This is a genomic window from Sphingomonas sp. M1-B02 (genome assembly GCF_026167525.1).
Lineage (GTDB): Bacteria > Pseudomonadota > Alphaproteobacteria > Sphingomonadales > Sphingomonadaceae > Sphingomonas.
The window spans coordinates 3,199,437-3,215,809 of sequence record NZ_CP110679.1 but is presented as its reverse complement, the minus strand read 5'-3'; the positions used below and the strand labels follow the sequence as shown (position 1 = coordinate 3,215,809).

The following is a 16,373-nucleotide window of genomic DNA, read 5'->3' as shown; positions in this document are numbered from 1 at the left end:
CGCCTATCGGATCGGGCGCTTTTCCAGTTTGCGCGCCAGGGTGCGGCGATGCATCCCCAGCCTCCGCGCGGTCTCGGAGATGTTGAAGTCGGTTTCGACCAGCGTCTCGTTGATCCGTTCCCATTCGAGCGTCTTTATCGAGGTGGCGCGGCCTTCGATCGGGGCCCCAGGGTCCCCCGCAGCCTTGCTGAACGCGGCCTCGATATCATCGGTGTTCGCCGGCTTGGCGAGATAATGCGATGCGCCCAGCTTGATCGCCTCGACCGCGGTCGCGATGCTGGCAAAGCCGGTGAGGACCACGATCAGCATCGCCGGATCCTTCGCATGCAGCCGCTGGATGCAGGGCAGACCGGAGGCCGTCCCCAGCTTCAGGTCGACGACTGCATAGCCCGGCACCTCGGCGTCCAAAAGCGTGTCGAGTTCCTCCGGGCTGCGGGCCACGCGCACCGCATATCCGCGGCGTTCGAACGAACGCTGCAGCGCCCGGGCGAAGGCGGCATCGTCATCGACGATCACCAGATGTCGTTGCGAATCCATCATCCCTCCTGCGCAGGCTTGGCGACAAGCGGCAGCACAAGGCTGACTTCGGCACCGCCCTGCGCCCGATTGCTAGCCTCCAGCCGCCCGCCAAGCCTGCGGGCGACATTGGCCGCGAGGAACAGCCCGACGCCGTGCCCCGCCCCCTTGCGCGACGTCGAGGGCTTGCCGACGATCGCCAGCTGCGCCGTCGAGAAGCCGGGCCCGCTGTCGATGACCGAAATGCGGAGCATTTCGTCGTCGCGCGTCACCACCAGGCGAATGCCATGCTCAGAAGCCTCCGCGGCATTGTCGAGCAGGTTCCAGAGTGCCTGCCGCAGCGACACGCCGGCGAACAAAGCCGCGCCGCTCAGATCGCTACAGGCATAGTCCAGCGCGACCGCGGCGTGCGTCGGGCGCCAGGCCGCAACTGCCTCGTCGAGAAAATGAAAGGCATCGACGCTCTCGATCGCCTCGCTGCGCGGTTCTCCCGCGGAATGGAGGATGTCGGTGACGATCGCCTTGCAGCGTCGCACCTCGGCTTCCATTTCCTCCAGCTCGCCCAGCAGTTCGGGATCCTGCGCGAGCCGCGGCATGCGCCGCCAGTCGCCGAGAATGACCGACAACGACGCGAGCGGCGTGCCCAGTTCGTGCGCCGCACCGCTCGCGAACAGCCCCATCCGGACGATGCCATCCTCTTCGGCGGCACGCTCGCGCAGATCCGCGAGATATTGGTCACGCGCGCGCAAGTTGCGCGAGATTCGAGTCGTGAACAGCCCCAGCAGCGCCCCGATCAGGACGAAATTAATCCACGCCCCGAGCGTGAAGAGACTGGCCAAGTCGGGTGCCAGTTCGGGCGGAAGCACCAGCGGACGATGGTTTATCGCAAGCCCGGCATAGCAGACCGTCGCCGCCGCCACGAGCACCCATACCGACCAGACTTCGAGAAGGATGGCGCCTAGCACGACTTGGAGCAGGAAGAGCGAGATGAAGGGATTGGTGGCCCCGCCGCTTAGATAGAGCTGGGCAGCGAGCGCCCCCATGTCGAGCAGCAGCGCCAGCATGATCTCGACATTGGTCACGCGGTGCCTAGACAGCAGGAACATCCCGACCAGATTTGCCAAGCCGAGCAGCGCTACGAGGCCCAGCATCGGCGCCAGCGGCAACGGCACGCCAAGCCCCTTGTCCACCGCCAGGATCGTTACCAGCTGCCCGACCACGGCGATCCAGCGCAACTGGACCAGCTGGCGCATATTCTCGGTCGCGGCGGCGTCAGGCGACGGACCCGGGCGGGCGATCCCCCGCCGGGTCAGCGCGAGGAGCGGCCTATCCATCAGCGTCTCCCTCTCGTGCCGAGCAGTAGCGCCGCCCCGGAGAGCGACAATGCGGCCAGACCGAACCAGGTCAATGCATAGACCAGATGGTTGTTGCGAAAGGCGACCACCGTCAGGCCGCCGACGGGATAGCCGCCGGGATTCGCGGACGCGTCGGCATCGATGAAGAAGGGCGCGACCGGCCCCAGGCCGCGCGCCTGCGCAATCGCGGCGACGTCGCGCGAGTGCCAGCGATCGGCCGCCGGATCGTTGGCGCGCAGGAAGCCCCCGCCGGGCTCGCTCGCGCGAAGCAAGCCGGTGACGCCAACCGGACCCAGCGGCATGCCCGCCCGCCGTGTCTCGGGCGCTTTACGCTCCGAGGGCACGAAGCCGCGATTGACGAGGACCACGCCTTTGTCGGTCCGCAGCGGAGTCTCCACCCACCAGCCCGGCCCCAGATCGGTCACCGCTTGGACCAGCGCCTCGGCCTCGTGGAGGAAAACACCCGTCACGCGCACCCGCGTATAAGCAAGGTCGTCGCGCCATTCGGCCGCAGCCGGCAAGGCCCGCGGCGGGGCGTGGATCCGCGCCTCCACCTTCGCGATCAGATCGAGCTTCCAGGCGCGCCGCTCGATTTGCCAGACGCCGAGCGCAGCGAAGGCGGCTGCGAGCAGCAGGCAAAGGCTGGCGAACAGCGCTCGTCTATGGCCAAGGCTCACGGGTTCGGGGACGTGCCCCCGCCCGGCATCGGCATCATGTTGCTGTTGAGATGGTACATGATCCACATCGAGCCCGCGATCACGATCAGTACGATGACCAGGGTGAACACCGTCGCCAGCAGCGTCCAGCCACCCTCCGAGCGCGTGTTGACGTGGAGGAAGAAGATCGTGTGCACGACAATCTGCGCGACGGCGAGCGCGACCACGACGAGCGCCGTGGTCTGCGCATCCGCGATCGCGCCGGTCATCACCAGCCAGAAGGGGATCGCAGTGAGCACGACCGACAGCGCGAAGCCGATCAGATAGCCGCGCCGGGTGCCGTGCCCATGTTCGAGCGTGTGGGCGGTGTCGTGGGGCGCGCTCATCGCAGGACTCCGAGCAGATAGACGAAGGTGAAGACACCGATCCAGACCACGTCGAGCAGATGCCAGAACATGCCCAGGCACATCATCCGTCGCATATTCTCTGGGATCAGCCCGCGCTGGCCGACCTGGACCAGCATCACGCCGATCCAGACCAGCCCGACGGTGACGTGCAGCCCATGCGTGCCGACCAGCGTGAAGAATGCCGAGAGGAAGGCGCTGCGCTGCGGCGTCGCGCCCTCGGCGATCAGGTGCGCGAACTCGTACAGCTCGATCCCGACGAAGGCCAGGCCGAACAAGGCGGTGACGGCGAGCCAGGCCTGGGTGCGGCGCACATGCCCCGCCTCCATGTCGATCGTCGCCATGCCGAAGGTGATCGACGAGAGCAGCAGCATCGCCGTATTGAGCGCCACCAGCGGCAGCTGGAAGATTTCGCTCGGCGTGGGGCCGCCGGCATAGCTGGTGCTGAGCACGCCATAGGTGGCGAAGAGCGTCGCGAAGATCAGCGCATCGCTCATCAGGTAGATCCAGAAGCCCAGCATCGTCGCGCCGGTGCTGCCGTGCGCGTGGCCGTCTTCTTCGAGGACGTAGAAGTTGGGCTTCTCGGGCACGCCCGCGTCCATGGTCATGGTCTGGCTGCTCATGTCAGGCCTCCGCCGCCGCGAGATGCGCGCGCTCTTCGCGGGCCACCTCGTCGGCCGGGATGAAATAGTCGCGGTCGTAGTTGAACGTGTGGGCGATCGACACGACGATCAGTGCGACGAAGCTCAAGGCCGCCAGCCACCAGATATACCAGACCATCGCGAAACCCACGGCCAGCGCCAGCGCCGAGACGATCACGCCGGTGCCGGTGTTGCGCGGCATGTGGATCGGGCGATAACCGGCTGCCGGGCGCTCGTGCCCGCGGTCCTTCATGTCGTACCAGGCGTCGAGATCGTGGACGACCGGGGTGAAGGCGAAGTTATAGGCGGGCGGCGGCGAGGTCGTGGACCATTCGAGCGTACGCCCGTTCCACGGATCGCCGGTCGTATCCCGCAACTGATCGCGCCGCACCACGCCCATGACGATGCTCATCACGAAGCCGAGAATGCCGATCAGGATGATGACCGCGCCCACCGCGGCGATGACGAACCAGATCTGCAGCGAGGGATCGTCGAAGTGGCGCACGCGCCGCGTCGTACCCATCAGCCCGACGATGTAGATCGGCGTCCAGGCAACCCAATAGCCGATCACCCAGCCCCAGAAACCGACCTGGCCCCACCACGGATCGAGCTTGAAGCCGAACGCCTTGGGGAACCAATAGACCATCCCGGCGAACAGCCCGAACACGACGCCGCCGATGATCACATTGTGGAAATGCGCGACCAGGAACAGCGAATTGTGGAGCACGAAGTCGGCCGGCGGCACTGCCAGCAGCACGCCGGTCATCCCGCCGACCACGAAGGTCAGCATGAAGGCGACGACCCACATCATCGGCAGATCGAAGCGGATCTCGCCGCGATACATCGTGAACAGCCAGTTGAAGATCTTGGCGCCCGTCGGAATCGCGATCACCATCGTCGCGATGCCGAAGAAGCTGTTGACGCTCGCCCCCGATCCCATCGTGAAGAAGTGATGCAGCCACACCAGGTAGGACAGGATCGTGATGACCACGGTGGCATAGACCATCGACGAATAGCCGAACAGCCGCTTGCCCGAAAAGGTCGAGGTGATTTCGGAATAGATGCCGAACACCGGCAGGACGAGGACATAGACCTCCGGATGCCCCCAGATCCACACCAGGTTCCAGTACATCATCGGATTGCCGCCGAGATCGTTGGTGAAGAAATTGGTCCCCACATAGCGATCGAGCATCAGCAGCGCGAAGGCGCCGGTCAGCACCGGGAAGATCGCGATCGCCAGCACGTTGCTGCACAATGCGGTCCAGCAGAAGACGGGCATCTTCATCATCGTCATGCCCGGCGCGCGCATCTTGATGATCGTCGCGACCATGTTGATCGCGGAAAGGGTCGTCCCGACCCCGGCTATCTGCAGCGCCCATAGATAATAGTCCGGTCCGGTATCCGGACTATTCTCCAGGTTCGAAACGGGCACATAATTGAGCCACCCCGCTCGGCTGAACTCACCGACGAACAGCGAAATCATGACAAGCAAGGCACCGGCGACCGTCAGCCAGAAGCTCAGATTGTTGAGATAGGGAAAGGCCACGTCACGCGCGCCGATCTGGAGCGGCATGACGAAATTGACGATCCCCACCACCAGCGGGATCGCCACGAAGAAGATCATGATCGTGCCGTGCGCGGTGAAGATCTGGTCGTAATGGTGGGCGTTGAGATATCCCTCGTTGCCGCCGAACGCCATCGCCTGCTGCGCGCGCATCATCAGCGCATCGGCAAAGCCGCGCAGCAGCATGATGATCCCCAGGATCATATACATGATCCCGATCTTCTTGTGATCGACGCTGGTGAACCACTCGCGCCACAGCCAGCCCCATAGCTGGAACTTGGTGACTGCGCCCACGACCGCGCCGCCAAGCAGGACGACGACGACGAAGGTGACGAGGAGGATCGGTTCATGGATCGGGAACGACTCGAGGCTGAGCCGACCGAAGATCGTGCGCGCCAGGCTTTCGGTGGACATTTAACGCTCCTGGGGCGAATTCGGTGAAGGGCTGCCCTGCGCGCCTGGCGGAGGGGTGACGCTTTCACCGCTGGATTTCTCGGCGCCTTCCTTGAACAGCGCGCCCTCGGGCTTCGCGCCCGCGGGTGGCGGGGCGGTGTGGCGCCCCGGCATGCCCTCGACGGGCTGCATCGAATGCGGTTCGCCGGCGCCGCGCTTCTGGTCGTGCGCCATCACATCCTTCATGCACCGGGTGCCCGGTGCCACGCAGCGATTGACGACGCGGTCGAACAGATCGGGCTGGACCGCGGCGAAATACATCGCCGGCACTTTCTCGCTCGGCTTTTCGAGCAGGAGATAGTTGGGGATCGAGAGCGGCAAGCGCGCCGCCTTGACCCGCGCCACCCAGGCGTCGAACTCGCCCGCCGGCAGCCCGCGCAGCTTGAAGCGCATGTCCGAGAAACCGGCGCCGCTATAATTGGCCGACATGCCCTGGAAATCGCCCGGCCGATTGAGCACCGCGTGCAGCGTGCTCTGCATGCCCGGCATGGCATAGACCATCCCCGCCATCGTCGGCGCGTAGAAGGTGTTCATCATGTTGGTGGAGGTGATGTCGAAGCGCACCTGCCGATCGACCGGCAGCGCAAGCTCGTTGACCGTCGCGATACCCTGCTCGGGATAGATGAACAGCCATTTCCAGTCGAGCGCCACCACCTGCACACGCAGCGGCTTCGCGGTCGGATCGATCGCCTTGCCGGCCGCGATCCGATCGAGCGGGCGGAACGGATCGAGCAGATGCGTGCTCGACCAGGTGAGCGCACCCAGCGCGATGATGATCAGCAGAGGCGCCGACCAGATCACCAGCTCGAGCGACGTCGAATGGTCGAAATGCGGATCGTAGGTCGCGCCCTTGTTGCCCTTGCGATAGCGCCAGGCGAACAGCACGATCAGGATCATCACCGGCACGATGATCAGCAGCATCAATGCGGTGGAGACATAGATCAGGTTGCGCTGCTGCAGCGCCACGTCGCCCGCAGGGTCGAGCACCTCGCCCTGGCAGCCGGCGAGCAGCCCCAGCAGCGGGAGCAGCAGGGTTAGGCCCAGACGGCCGGCGAGGGGCATGGGTTGGCGCATGGCAGCGCGTTACGCGTAGCACGTTTGCCGCTACATTGGACATTTTGTCCAATGCCCCTGCCCGCCCGGGTGCGGCAGGGGAATCTAGGTGCCGATCCGCGCGTGGACGGCTATAGGTTATAAGCGGGAGCTTCCCGCAGGAGCAAGACGGCATGACTGCACCGACTGCTGCGTCGAACTCGACGCCACTCGAGCGCGATGCGCGGCTGGTCAATGCGCGCGAGCACAAGATCGCTCCCGGCGAGATCGCGATCGGCGTCATCGTCGGGCGGACGAGCGAGTTTTTCGACTTCTTCGTCTATGCGATCGCCTCGGTGCTGGTCTTCCCGGCGCTGGTCTTTCCCTATGTCGATCCGGTCACCGGCACGCTCTATTCCTTCGCGCTCTTCTCGCTCGCCTTCATCGCGCGGCCGTTCGGCACGCTGATCTTCATGTGGGTCGATCGGAATTACGGCCGCGGCGTCAAGCTGACGATCGCCTTGTTTCTGCTCGGCGGCTCGACGATGGCGATCGCCTTGCTGCCCAGCTACAATCAGGTGGGTACGCTTTCGGCGGTGCTGCTCGGCCTGTTCCGCTTCGGCCAGGGCATCGCATTGGGCGGCGCCTGGGACGGGCTGCCCTCCTTGCTTTCGCTCAACGCCCCGCGCGAGCGCCGCGGCTGGTATGCGATGATCCCGCAGCTCGGCGCACCGCTCGGCCTGCTCGTGGCATCGGGCCTGTTCGCTTATTTCCTGGCGATCCTCTCTCCCGAGGACTTCCTCAGCTGGGGGTGGCGCTATCCCTTCTTCGTGGTGCTGGCGATCAACGTCGTCGCCTTGTTCGCGCGGCTGCGGCTGGTCGCGACGCCGGAGTTCCAGCGCCTGTTCGAAAGCCGCGAGCTGCAGCCCTCCCCGGCCTTCGCGACGCTCTTCCAGGAATGGCGCACGATCCTGCTCGGTGCCTTCGCCCCGCTTGCGAGCTTTGCGCTTTTTCACCTGGTCACAGTGTTCCCGCTCTCGTGGGTCACACTCTATTCGCGCGAAGAGCCGGTCCGCTTCCTGCTGATCGAGGCCGCCGGGACGATCGTCTGCGTGCTGGCGATCCTGGCGTCGGGTCTGATCGCCGATCGAGTCGGGCGGCGGGCCGTGCTGGGCGTCTCAGCCGTGCTGATCGGTGCCTATAGCGGCTTTGCACCGCAGCTGCTGGACGCCGGGGGCTTCGGCGAGACGATCTACATGATGGTCGGCTTCGCGCTGCTTGGCCTCGCCTTCGGCCAGTCTTCGGGCGTCACGAACGGCAGCTTCCCCCCGCAGCATCGCTATACCGGCGCAGCGATCGTCGCCAATTCGGCCTGGCTGATCGGCGCGGGCTTCGCGCCGCTGGTCGCACTTTTCCTTGCCAGTCGCTTCGGCCTCTGGTCGGTCGGCGCCTATCTGCTCTCCGGCGCGGTCTGCACCCTGGCGGCGCTCGCTATCAACAAGGAATGGGCGCGGAAGTCGGAATGAGCGCGGGCTCGATCACCAATCCGCCGGCCGATTACTGATAGCGTGAATAGAGGCGGCTTCTGTGCCGCCCCGGCACAGCGCCGCAAAGACCCCTATTCGATGTGTTGCCCTGCTGCGGCATGCCCTACCGTTAGGAATGCATTTACCAGATTCGCCCGGCTCCCTGCCCCGCCGCTCGGTCACGGGCCGCGTCGTACGCTTCCTGATCACGGCGCTCGCGATCGGAATCGCGGCGCTTGGGGCGCCACATGTTTCCGCGACGAACCGCTTCGAACTTCTCCGCCAGCAGGATTTGCGTTTGGCGACGGTCGCCTATCAGCTGGCTACGCGTAGCCCGGTCTGCCGCGCGGCAACCGCGCCCCAGCTGGGGTTCACGCTGCATCAGCGCAGCCAATATGCTCCCGCCGACCGCGAAGAGGCGGCGCGGCACTATGGGCTCTACGCGCATGTCGGAGTGATGGCGGTAGTGGCAGGTAGCCCGGCCGATGTAGCCGGCCTTGCCGCCAACGATCAGCTGATTTCGGTCAACGGCAGGGCATTGCGCGCCAACTCCGAGGAGCCGGCAGGCAAGATCCTTGTGGACGAGCTGCAGAAGGGGCCGGTCATCCTGCGCGTGTCGAACTCTGCGGGACCGAAGGACGTGCGGTTTGCCGCGATGCTCGGCTGTGCCTCGAACGTCGAACTCATCGCCGGGGTGGAGGTCAACGCATGGGCCGATGGTGAGCGTGTCGTCGTCACGACCGCGATCCTCGACAAATGCAGCACCGACGACCAGCTCGCGCTCGTGATCGCGCATGAAATGGGTCACAACCTCCTCGGCCATCGCCACGACAGCGCCATGGCCGGCGGCGCGCCCAGCCTGCTGCCGGTTTCCGGAGAGGGATCCGCCAAGGGACGCGCGGACGAAGAGGCGGCCGATCGGTTCGCGGTCACGATGGCGCGGGCGGCAGGCTATGATCTCGGCCAGGCGGTGCCGTTTCTGGCAATGCTGCTCGACGCCGACGGGCCCAGCGCCCGGGCGGCGCCGACTCATCCGACGACGAAGCGCCGGCTGCGGCTGCTCGAGGCAGCGATCGCCGCGATCTAGCGGCTCGAGTTGCGGCTTATGCCCGAGAACACCGCGTCGATCGGCTTGGTCTCCGGCAGGATGTAGACGATCCCCACCGTAGCCGTGAATGCGGGCACGACGACATCGTCGTAGAAGGCCGCCGGCACATTGATGCAGCCAAAGGATATGCGATTGTCCGCGGCTGTCGCCGAGGCGAGCCGCGCGCGTCGGCGATCCTTGGGATTACCGCTGATCACCCGGTGCAGCGAAAGCGCCGAGGCATAATCGATCCACAGGATGTCCTGCTCGAAATCATGCCCCAACGATGCCTGAAATCGGCCCGCGGGGGTGGTCCGCTCAACCGGGGTGATCGTCGCGAGACGCCGCTGACCGATGCCGGGCACGCTATCGTCCCCATTGCCCAGCCCGAGCAGCGCAGGCGCAGCGCCGAGCAGACGACCTTCCTTGTCGAACAGGAAGACCTTGGCGGCGCGCTTGTCGATGATCATGAACGGCAGGCCGCGGCTGTCGCCGGAGCCGAGCGCCCAGTGCGCCACCTCGCGCGCCTCGCTCGAAGCGGCTTGCCCCTTGAAGTCGATCCGCGACTGCTCGGCTGCTGCGACCTGCGAACCTCGCGCCACAGACGGCGGGGCAAAGCCCGCCGCCAGCAGCGCGAGCAGCAGACTCAATGCCGCGCCTGCTTGCGCGGATAGACCGGCACGACGGGCGCCGGCAGGAAGGCCTTGCCGGCTGGCGCGGTGCCGGTGCGGCTGACCGGGCGATCGTCCTCGACCTGCTGGACCGGCGCTTCGGGTGCGCGCCATGCCTGCTGGGTCGCGGGCATGTTCACGCCATTTCCGATGACGCTGACCGGCGCGCTGACCGGCTGGACCGACACGAGCGCCCCAATTCCGGTCAACGCATTGCCTATGGGCTGGAGCGGTTGCGCTTCCTGCACCGTCTCGATCGGCACCGGCACCACGATGACGGGTGCGTCGACCACCGGCGGGGTCACGACGACCGGCGGGACGACGGGTGGAGCCACGATGGGCGGCTGCACCACGGGCGGCACCACAACCGGCGGGACAATAACGGGGGGTACGACTACCGGCGGCACCACGGGCGGGACCACGATCGGGGGCACCACGACTACCGGCGGGACGACAGGCGGAACCACGACCGGCGGCACGACCGGGGGCGCGACCACCACAGGTGGAACCACGACGGGCGGCACCACTACCGGCGGCACAACCACGGGCGGCACCACCACCGGAGGCACCACCACCGCCGGTGGAACGACGACGACCGGCGGCACAACCACCGGGGGTATCACAGGCGGTACCACGATCGGCGGGACCACCACCGGTGGCTCGACCGGCGGGACTACGACTGGCGGCGCGACCGGCGGCACGACGACGGGGGGCACCACGACTGGCGGCACAATTGGCGGCTCGACGACCGGCGGGACGACGATGGGCGGGATGACCGGCGGCACGACCACGGGTGGGATCACCGGGGGAATCACCACCGGCGCTGCGCTGATCGTCCCGGTCGTCGCGAAGGTCGAGACGCAACAGGTCCCGGCCAGTGCATATAGCCCGGCATTGGGTCCGCCCAGACTATAGCCGCTATAGGTGATGCCGAGCCCCGAACCGACCGCCGATCCACTGAACGTGGCCGAGGCGGCGGGCCCCGCGACCAACGTGACACCGGTCGGGATCCCCGAAATCGCCGTCGAATTGAAGCCGGTAAGCACGGTGCTCGCGCTGCCGTCGAACACCTTGTCGCCATTGGGGAACAACAGCATCCGCTGGGTCAGCGACGCGCCTTCGGTGAGCACGAAATTGGTCGAGAAGTCGGTCGGCGCCGCATAGGAAACGGGGTTATAGTTGATCGTCACCGGCGCCACGACGACCGTGACCGGCGGACTGAGCGGCGCGAAGGTCAGCGTGCCGCCGCCGACGCCCGGCCCGGTGCCGTCGCCGCCGGCGATCAGCGTGAGGCCGACCGGCAGACCGAGCGCCTGTGCCGGGATGGTCGAGCCCCGCGTCAGGCTGATCGCCGCTTCGATGTGAACGTCATGCCCCGCGCACAAGGCGATGTTGCCGTCGGTCGTGGTCAGCGCGTGGAACACCCGCACGTCGCGGCCGGCGTTGAGCAGGATGCTGCCGTTGGTCGTCGTGATCGGCGCGTTGACGTTCACGTCCCGGCCGCAGCACACCACGACATTGCCGTTGGTCGCAGTGATCGCTGCATTGATGTTCGCATCGCGAAAGGCGTTCATCGTCAGCGTGGTGGGCACGCCCGATGCAGTCCAGGCGACGGCATCGTTGACGAAGATGTCGCCGTTCCCGCCGGTCGAATCGGGCGTCACCGTGCTGATCACGACGCTGCTGGTGACGAGCTGCGCCGAAAGCGTGGCGCCGGTGATGTTGCCGCCTGTCGGCGCGATGATGAAGTCTGCCGGATCGATCAGCCAGGTGCCGGTCTGGCCCGAAGCCGCGGCGGTGGTGACGCGCACCCCGTCTGCGACGCGCACGGTCGCGGCCGAAGTCTCGATGAAGCCGCCATCGCCACCGTTCGGCGCGCTGGCATCCAGCGTCCCGTCGATGTTCGCAGTGCCGCTCTGCATGTCGCCGAGCAACAGGATGGTGCCGCTGCGGCTCTCCAGCGTGCGGGCTTCGATGACGCCGCTATTGTTGACCGCGGTGCGGAGCAATTGCCCCGCCGCCTGCGCGGTGAGCACGACCTTGCCGCCATCGGCGCGGATCATCCCGCCATTGCTGACCAGCGCCTGCACCGCGCCGGTATCGACCGCCACGTTGAGCAGCCCGTCCCCCACCACGTCGAGCGTCACGCCCTGGCCGGCGGCGAGCGCGACGGTGCCCAGCCGCGCGACGATCAGCCCCTGGTTGCTCACATCGGCGCCCAACAGCGCGACATAGCCGCCGTCGGCGGCCTGGATCGAGCCGCGATTGAGCACCGCCGCCCGGCTGGAGCCCGCGAAATTATAGCGCCCGGCCATGAAATCGGCATCGCTCACGTCCAGCGTCGACGCGATGAGACCGCCGACGTTGACCTGCGCGCCCTGGCCGAACAGCACCCCGTTCGGATTGACCAGGAAGACCTGGCCATTGGCGTTGAGGTTGCCCAGGATCACCGAAGGATCGCTGCCGAGTACGCGGTTGAGCGCGACCGCGCTGGCATTCGGCTGGTTGAACGTCACGCTATTGCCCTCGGCGATGCCGAAGCTGTCCCAGTTGATCGCCGCGGCCTGGCTCGATTGGTCGATCGTCACCGAGCCCGGCCCGTTAGCGATGGTCGCGCTGCCCGCCGATACGGTGCCGCCGGTCGGCAGCCCCTGCGCCTGCGCCACCGACGCGAGACCCAGCGAGCCCGCCAGTCCCCAGATCGTCAGTCTGGCGAAGCGCGCGAGCGCGGTGGAGGTGAAGAGCGCGCTACGGGCACCGATGATATTCATGCTGACGGTCCTTGGTTGTTGGCGGTACGCCGCGGAAATGCGGCGTGCCCGTCAGAAGATTTTGACGATCTGGAACCAGAAGCGGCCCGAGCGATCGGGCCCCGAAGTGACTCGCTGATCCCCCAGGCGATGCGCGTAGCTGGCCTTGAGCAGCAGCCCGTCGGGGCCGGTCCAGCCCAGCGCGACGCCCGCGCCGCTGCGATGGCTGCGGTTGCGCCCGGCGAACCAGGGCTCGTGCGCATAATCGACCTGGCCGACGTCGATGAATGCCGATGCCTGGAGCTGTCCGGGCACGAAGCTCGCCCATTGGCCGAGCATCAGCCGCGCTTCGGCGGTGCCGATATAGCCCTGGTCGCCGAACGCCTCGCCCTCGGGATAGGCGCGCACGCCGTACGCGCCGCCCAACTCCATCTTCTCTGATGTGTCGAGATTGTCGAAGGCGATCTGCCCGCGCAGCGAGGCGAACAGCGACAGCGGGCCGCTTAGCGTCTGCAGCCGCGACGCGCCGAACGCGATCTTGTTGAAGCCGCCGTCGGTACGCGCGGTCGCCGCATCGGCTGCGCGTTCGAGCGCACTCTCGATATCGAGCTCGCCGAAATGCCAGCCTGCCGAGAGATTGCTCCAACCGCCGCCGCCGAAATCGTCATGCGCATCGGCCGCGAAGCCCAGCGTGGCGACCCGGCTCTTCTTGTTCGAGCGCGCCGAGACCAGGCCAATACTGTCTTCGAACCACTTCGCCTCGATCGTGGCGAGCGCATAGAGGTTGGCGTCGCGCGAGCGGATCAGCGGATAGCTGGCATAGGCGCTGGCAACGTCCGCCGTACCGTCGGCATCGAGATTCTCGAATTCGCGGCCCAGCTGGTAACGAATGCGGGCATAGGCCACGCCGAGCGTGAGATTGCCCAGCGGCGCCTGATAGGAAGCGCGGCCATAGGCCAGCCCACCAGTGGAGGCGAGGATCCGGACGCTCAGCTGGTCGCCGATGCCCAGCGCGTTGTTGAGATTGACGGTGCCGCCCAGCCGATATTCGCCGGTGTAGCGATTGCCCGAATTGTCGGCCTCGACGCTGCCGGTGAGGCGGCGGCCTGGCGTGATGTCGACTGCCAGATCCGACGTGCCGACCGCGGCGCCGGGCGCAAGCGTCGAGCGGACCCGAATGCCGGGCAAGTCCGAAAGCAGCAGCAGCCGGCGCTCGAGCGGCGCGTTGGCGACGATGTCGCCGCTGTCCAGCCCGCGCAGGATGCCCCTCGCGACGCCGTCCGACAGGTTCGTGCTGTTGGTGACGCCGATCGCGCCGTAGCGGCCTTCGATCACCGGGATCGTGACCGCGCCCGACTGGGCATCCTGCTGCGGCACATAAGCCTGCGCCAGGAAATAGCCGCGGGCGTGATAATATGCGGAAATGCGGGCCGCGATCGTGCGCATCTCGGGCAAGGTAAGCTCGCTGCCCGGCTGGAAGCCGCTCGCGACGATCAGCGATTCGGGGGTGAACAGCGTCGCGCCGGTCACGCGCAGCGTGTCGACTCGCATCGTGGCTCCGGCCGGCGCTTCGTCCGGCGTTGCCGCTGGCGGCGCGAACTGGATGTCGGGCGCCGCGCGGGGAATGTCCGGTGCGGGCGGGATCTGCTGAAGCTGACCGCCGGCGCTGGTGGATTGAGCATGCGCCGCGGATGCCGATGCAAGCAGGGCCGCAGTCATAAGTCCGGTTCTGAGCAAGACTGCCTCGCGAGGATGTGCCGCGAAATGGGCCGCTTGCGACCCCCCGCAGCAAGCAGAGGAGGCAAGTAATATGCAAGATCAGGCCGCCGCATAATGCGTCGGATTACTTCCTTTGCTACCGATAGGATTAACGAAGCGAATGTCGGCGCTCAGTATAAAACCGGATGTCTGAAATGTTTCCGGAGGGGAACTTTACGTCGAGATGGGCGACGGCGCGCGCACGCTCGGCACCTCAAAATTGGGACGCTCGGTAATTTCGTCTCTGGCGAATCCTATGAAACTCGCCATTTTGGCCGCCGCAGGCGTCGCGGCGGCAATGATGCTGTCGACCACCGCCGAGGCGCAGGTGCGTCGCCAGCTGCAATTCTTCAACAAATGCCCGCTTCCGGCCCCGCTACTCCATCGCGACACCACGTGATGGGGGGTGGGAAGCGCTCGGCTGGTTCAACGCCACCGGCAACGAGCCCGTCCACGATCTGCTCAATCGCGATCGCTCGCCGATCGACTTGGCCGAAGGCGCGCGCCTCCATTGTTATGCCGAGACGATCAGCGGGAAATCGATCCGCTGGAACGGCACTGTGAGCATCGGCATGAGCGGTGCCAATTTCCTCGCCAGGGCCGTCGTGCTCGGCGTTCGCGGCGGCGAGTTCCAGTTCGGACGGAATTGCGAGAATGAAATGGGCGGCGGTCCCCGTCGTCGGGCTTCGGCGGAAGCTCCGGGAGCGGTTTCGGCCGAAATTCGAGCAGCGCTTCGACGGAGGCCAATCCGCAGCATGCCGGCCTAACTGAGCCCGAGCCACGTGATTCCCCCTCGCCATGATTTATGGGCATGACCTCGATCACATCGGTTGCTAAACCGTTGTTTTTTAGGGTCATGCGGAGCGAGTGCGATCATCACGTCCCAGCGGCCACTCGCACTTGCCTGGTCGGTCTCTTCGGAACGGCAAGCCGACGCGTTCGACATCTATCGCGATTCGATTTCCGACATGTTCGATGTGACCGGGGTACCGAATCGCGGACGTAGCGGCTTTACCAGCCGGACCCAGGTGACCCGCTTCGGAGGAAGCGTCCTCGGTCGCGGGCGCTCGGTGGGGCAGACTTTCGTGCGGGACGCTCAGCGAGCACGCCGCTCCGGGCTCGACCATGTCAGCATCGTCGTCAACTTCTCCGATGGTGCCGGAGACTTTGCGGGCCTCTCCGCAAAATCGGGGTGCGGCTCGGTTCAGTTTCGCGACCTAGCGCGGCCTTCGTCGATCACGACAAGCGTCGTCGATCTCATCAACCTGATCGTGCCGCGCCATGCCCTGCCCTCCTGGCTATTGGCCCGCAACTTTCACGGGCTGACTCTGTCGGGAGACAGCGCAGGCGCGCGATTGATCGCGTCGCACCTCACCACGCTCACCGAGGTAGCCTCCGAGCTGACCGAAGACGAAGGCAACGCGGCGGTCGAGGCGACCTTTGTAATTGCGGAGCGCTTCCTCGGCCATGACCGTGCCGTATCTCCGCTACACACCGATGCGGTCCAGCGCAGCATCCGGCGTCGAGCGATGCACCTGTTCGATTCGCCTTCGCTGCCTACTTCGGCGAGCGTCGCAGACGTCGCGCGGATGATCGGAATTTCACGAAGCGGCCTCTATCGCGCGTTCGAGCCTATGGGGGGCGTGGTCGCCTATGTCCGGCAGCGCCGTCTCGATCGGATGTATGCCGCGCTGCGCGCTCCGGCCTGCGAGGCCCGCTCGATCCATGCGCTGGCCCGCGACTATGGCTTCGCATCCGGCGCCGAAATGACCAGCGCGTTCAAAAAGCGATTCGGCTTCTCACCCGAAGACATCAAGCCGTCGACCTTCGCGGGTGGAGCACAGCCCGGCATGAACATGCGCGGGGAATTGGATAGGGCTGCGCACGATATCTTCATCGACTGGTTACGCGTCGGCGAGACGGTCTGAGCTAATCCAATCCATCCGCATCTAGAGGAAGC

15 protein-coding genes are annotated in these 16,373 nt (G+C 66.1%); 5 read left to right on the top strand and 10 right to left on the bottom strand.

Annotation, left to right across the window (positions count from 1 at the left end):
• Positions 1 to 3: 3 nt before the first annotated feature.
• From OKW87_RS15505 to cyoA, 7 genes are read right to left on the bottom strand one after another with little or no spacing between them, the layout of a single operon-like run.
• A complete protein-coding gene (locus OKW87_RS15505) occupies positions 4 to 537 on the bottom strand; it encodes a response regulator transcription factor (protein WP_265540816.1) in 534 nt (177 codons plus the stop codon).
• On the bottom strand, positions 537 to 1,850 hold the full coding sequence (locus tag OKW87_RS15500) for an ATP-binding protein (RefSeq protein WP_265540815.1): 1,314 nt from the start codon (positions 1,848 to 1,850) through the stop codon (positions 537 to 539). Before OKW87_RS15500 ends, OKW87_RS15505 begins: the two co-directional genes overlap by 1 nt.
• The gene (locus OKW87_RS15495) at positions 1,850 to 2,548 is read right to left on the bottom strand and encodes an SURF1 family protein (protein ID WP_443025058.1); all 699 of its coding nucleotides are present in this window, start codon (positions 2,546 to 2,548) and stop codon (positions 1,850 to 1,852) included. Before OKW87_RS15495 ends, OKW87_RS15500 begins: the two co-directional genes overlap by 1 nt.
• Positions 2,545 to 2,913 (bottom strand): cytochrome o ubiquinol oxidase subunit IV, encoded by a 369-nt coding sequence (gene cyoD, locus OKW87_RS15490; protein ID WP_265540814.1) that lies wholly within the window; start codon positions 2,911 to 2,913, stop codon positions 2,545 to 2,547. The genes OKW87_RS15495 and cyoD overlap by 4 nt, the downstream gene beginning before the upstream one ends.
• Positions 2,910 to 3,554: a cytochrome o ubiquinol oxidase subunit III gene (gene cyoC / locus OKW87_RS15485; RefSeq protein ID WP_265540813.1), complete on the bottom strand. Its 645-nt coding sequence runs from the start codon at positions 3,552 to 3,554 to the stop codon at positions 2,910 to 2,912. The genes cyoD and cyoC overlap by 4 nt, the downstream gene beginning before the upstream one ends.
• Before the next feature lies 1 nt (position 3,555).
• A complete protein-coding gene (gene cyoB / locus OKW87_RS15480) occupies positions 3,556 to 5,550 on the bottom strand; it encodes a cytochrome o ubiquinol oxidase subunit I (RefSeq protein ID WP_265540812.1) in 1,995 nt (664 codons plus the stop codon).
• A complete protein-coding gene (cyoA, locus tag OKW87_RS15475) occupies positions 5,551 to 6,663 on the bottom strand; it encodes a ubiquinol oxidase subunit II (RefSeq protein WP_443025057.1) in 1,113 nt (370 codons plus the stop codon). It lies immediately after the preceding gene.
• Between the two features lie 152 nt (positions 6,664 to 6,815).
• On the opposite strand from cyoA, the gene OKW87_RS15470 reads away from it, so the two are divergent.
• Entirely contained in the window at positions 6,816 to 8,147 is a 1,332-nt protein-coding gene (locus tag OKW87_RS15470; protein WP_265540811.1) for an MFS transporter, read from the top strand.
• A 136-nt stretch (positions 8,148 to 8,283) separates the two neighbouring features.
• Complete coding sequence (locus OKW87_RS15465) at positions 8,284 to 9,234, top strand: M48 family metallopeptidase (protein ID WP_265540809.1); 951 nt, start codon at positions 8,284 to 8,286, stop codon at positions 9,232 to 9,234.
• On the opposite strand, the gene OKW87_RS15460 is transcribed toward OKW87_RS15465, so the two are convergent.
• From OKW87_RS15460 to OKW87_RS15450, 3 genes are read right to left on the bottom strand one after another with little or no spacing between them, the layout of a single operon-like run.
• Positions 9,231 to 9,884 carry a L,D-transpeptidase gene (locus OKW87_RS15460; RefSeq protein WP_265540808.1) on the bottom strand — a complete coding sequence of 218 codons (654 nt, stop codon included), beginning with the start codon at positions 9,882 to 9,884 and terminating at the stop codon, positions 9,231 to 9,233. The two genes, OKW87_RS15465 and OKW87_RS15460, sit on opposite strands and share 4 nt — an antisense overlap.
• Positions 9,881 to 12,676: a two-partner secretion domain-containing protein gene (locus OKW87_RS15455; protein ID WP_265540806.1), complete on the bottom strand. Its 2,796-nt coding sequence runs from the start codon at positions 12,674 to 12,676 to the stop codon at positions 9,881 to 9,883. The genes OKW87_RS15460 and OKW87_RS15455 overlap by 4 nt, the downstream gene beginning before the upstream one ends.
• A gap of 51 nt (positions 12,677 to 12,727) precedes the next feature.
• A complete protein-coding gene (locus OKW87_RS15450) occupies positions 12,728 to 14,374 on the bottom strand; it encodes a ShlB/FhaC/HecB family hemolysin secretion/activation protein (protein WP_265540805.1) in 1,647 nt (548 codons plus the stop codon).
• A gap of 295 nt (positions 14,375 to 14,669) precedes the next feature.
• Here OKW87_RS15450 and OKW87_RS15445 point away from each other — a divergent pair, with 295 nt between their 5' ends.
• The 3 genes from OKW87_RS15445 to OKW87_RS15435 all read left to right on the top strand — a co-directional run bounded on the left by OKW87_RS15445 (position 14,670) and on the right by OKW87_RS15435 (position 16,341).
• Positions 14,670 to 14,813 (top strand): hypothetical protein, encoded by a 144-nt coding sequence (locus tag OKW87_RS15445; protein WP_265540803.1) that lies wholly within the window; start codon positions 14,670 to 14,672, stop codon positions 14,811 to 14,813.
• A gap of 88 nt (positions 14,814 to 14,901) precedes the next feature.
• Positions 14,902 to 15,180, top strand: coding sequence for a hypothetical protein (locus OKW87_RS15440; RefSeq protein ID WP_265540802.1), 279 nt, complete (start codon positions 14,902 to 14,904; stop codon positions 15,178 to 15,180).
• A 201-nt stretch (positions 15,181 to 15,381) separates the two neighbouring features.
• Positions 15,382 to 16,341, top strand: a complete 960-nt coding sequence (locus tag OKW87_RS15435) for a helix-turn-helix domain-containing protein (protein WP_265540800.1) — start codon at positions 15,382 to 15,384, stop codon at positions 16,339 to 16,341.
• The last annotated feature ends 32 nt before the right edge of the window (positions 16,342 to 16,373 follow it).

What these genes read in the sequence shown, in the direction of transcription:
- OKW87_RS15435 (WP_265540800.1), top strand. Translation starts at nt 15,382, where the DNA reads ATGTTCGATGTGACCGGGGTACCGAATCGCGGACGTAGCGGCTTTACC.
- OKW87_RS15465 (WP_265540809.1), top strand. Translation starts at nt 8,284, where the DNA reads ATGCATTTACCAGATTCGCCCGGCTCCCTGCCCCGCCGCTCGGTCACG.
- cyoC (WP_265540813.1), bottom strand. Translation starts at nt 3,554, where the DNA reads ATGAGCAGCCAGACCATGACCATGGACGCGGGCGTGCCCGAGAAGCCC.
- OKW87_RS15500 (WP_265540815.1), bottom strand. Translation starts at nt 1,850, where the DNA reads ATGGATAGGCCGCTCCTCGCGCTGACCCGGCGGGGGATCGCCCGCCCG.
- cyoD (WP_265540814.1), bottom strand. Translation starts at nt 2,913, where the DNA reads ATGAGCGCGCCCCACGACACCGCCCACACGCTCGAACATGGGCACGGC.
- OKW87_RS15470 (WP_265540811.1), top strand. Translation starts at nt 6,816, where the DNA reads ATGACTGCACCGACTGCTGCGTCGAACTCGACGCCACTCGAGCGCGAT.
- cyoB (WP_265540812.1), bottom strand. Translation starts at nt 5,550, where the DNA reads ATGTCCACCGAAAGCCTGGCGCGCACGATCTTCGGTCGGCTCAGCCTC.
- OKW87_RS15450 (WP_265540805.1), bottom strand. Translation starts at nt 14,374, where the DNA reads ATGACTGCGGCCCTGCTTGCATCGGCATCCGCGGCGCATGCTCAATCC.
- OKW87_RS15505 (WP_265540816.1), bottom strand. Translation starts at nt 537, where the DNA reads ATGGATTCGCAACGACATCTGGTGATCGTCGATGACGATGCCGCCTTC.
- cyoA (WP_443025057.1), bottom strand. Translation starts at nt 6,663, where the DNA reads ATGCGCCAACCCATGCCCCTCGCCGGCCGTCTGGGCCTAACCCTGCTG.
- OKW87_RS15455 (WP_265540806.1), bottom strand. Translation starts at nt 12,676, where the DNA reads ATGAATATCATCGGTGCCCGTAGCGCGCTCTTCACCTCCACCGCGCTC.
- OKW87_RS15445 (WP_265540803.1), top strand. Translation starts at nt 14,670, where the DNA reads ATGAAACTCGCCATTTTGGCCGCCGCAGGCGTCGCGGCGGCAATGATG.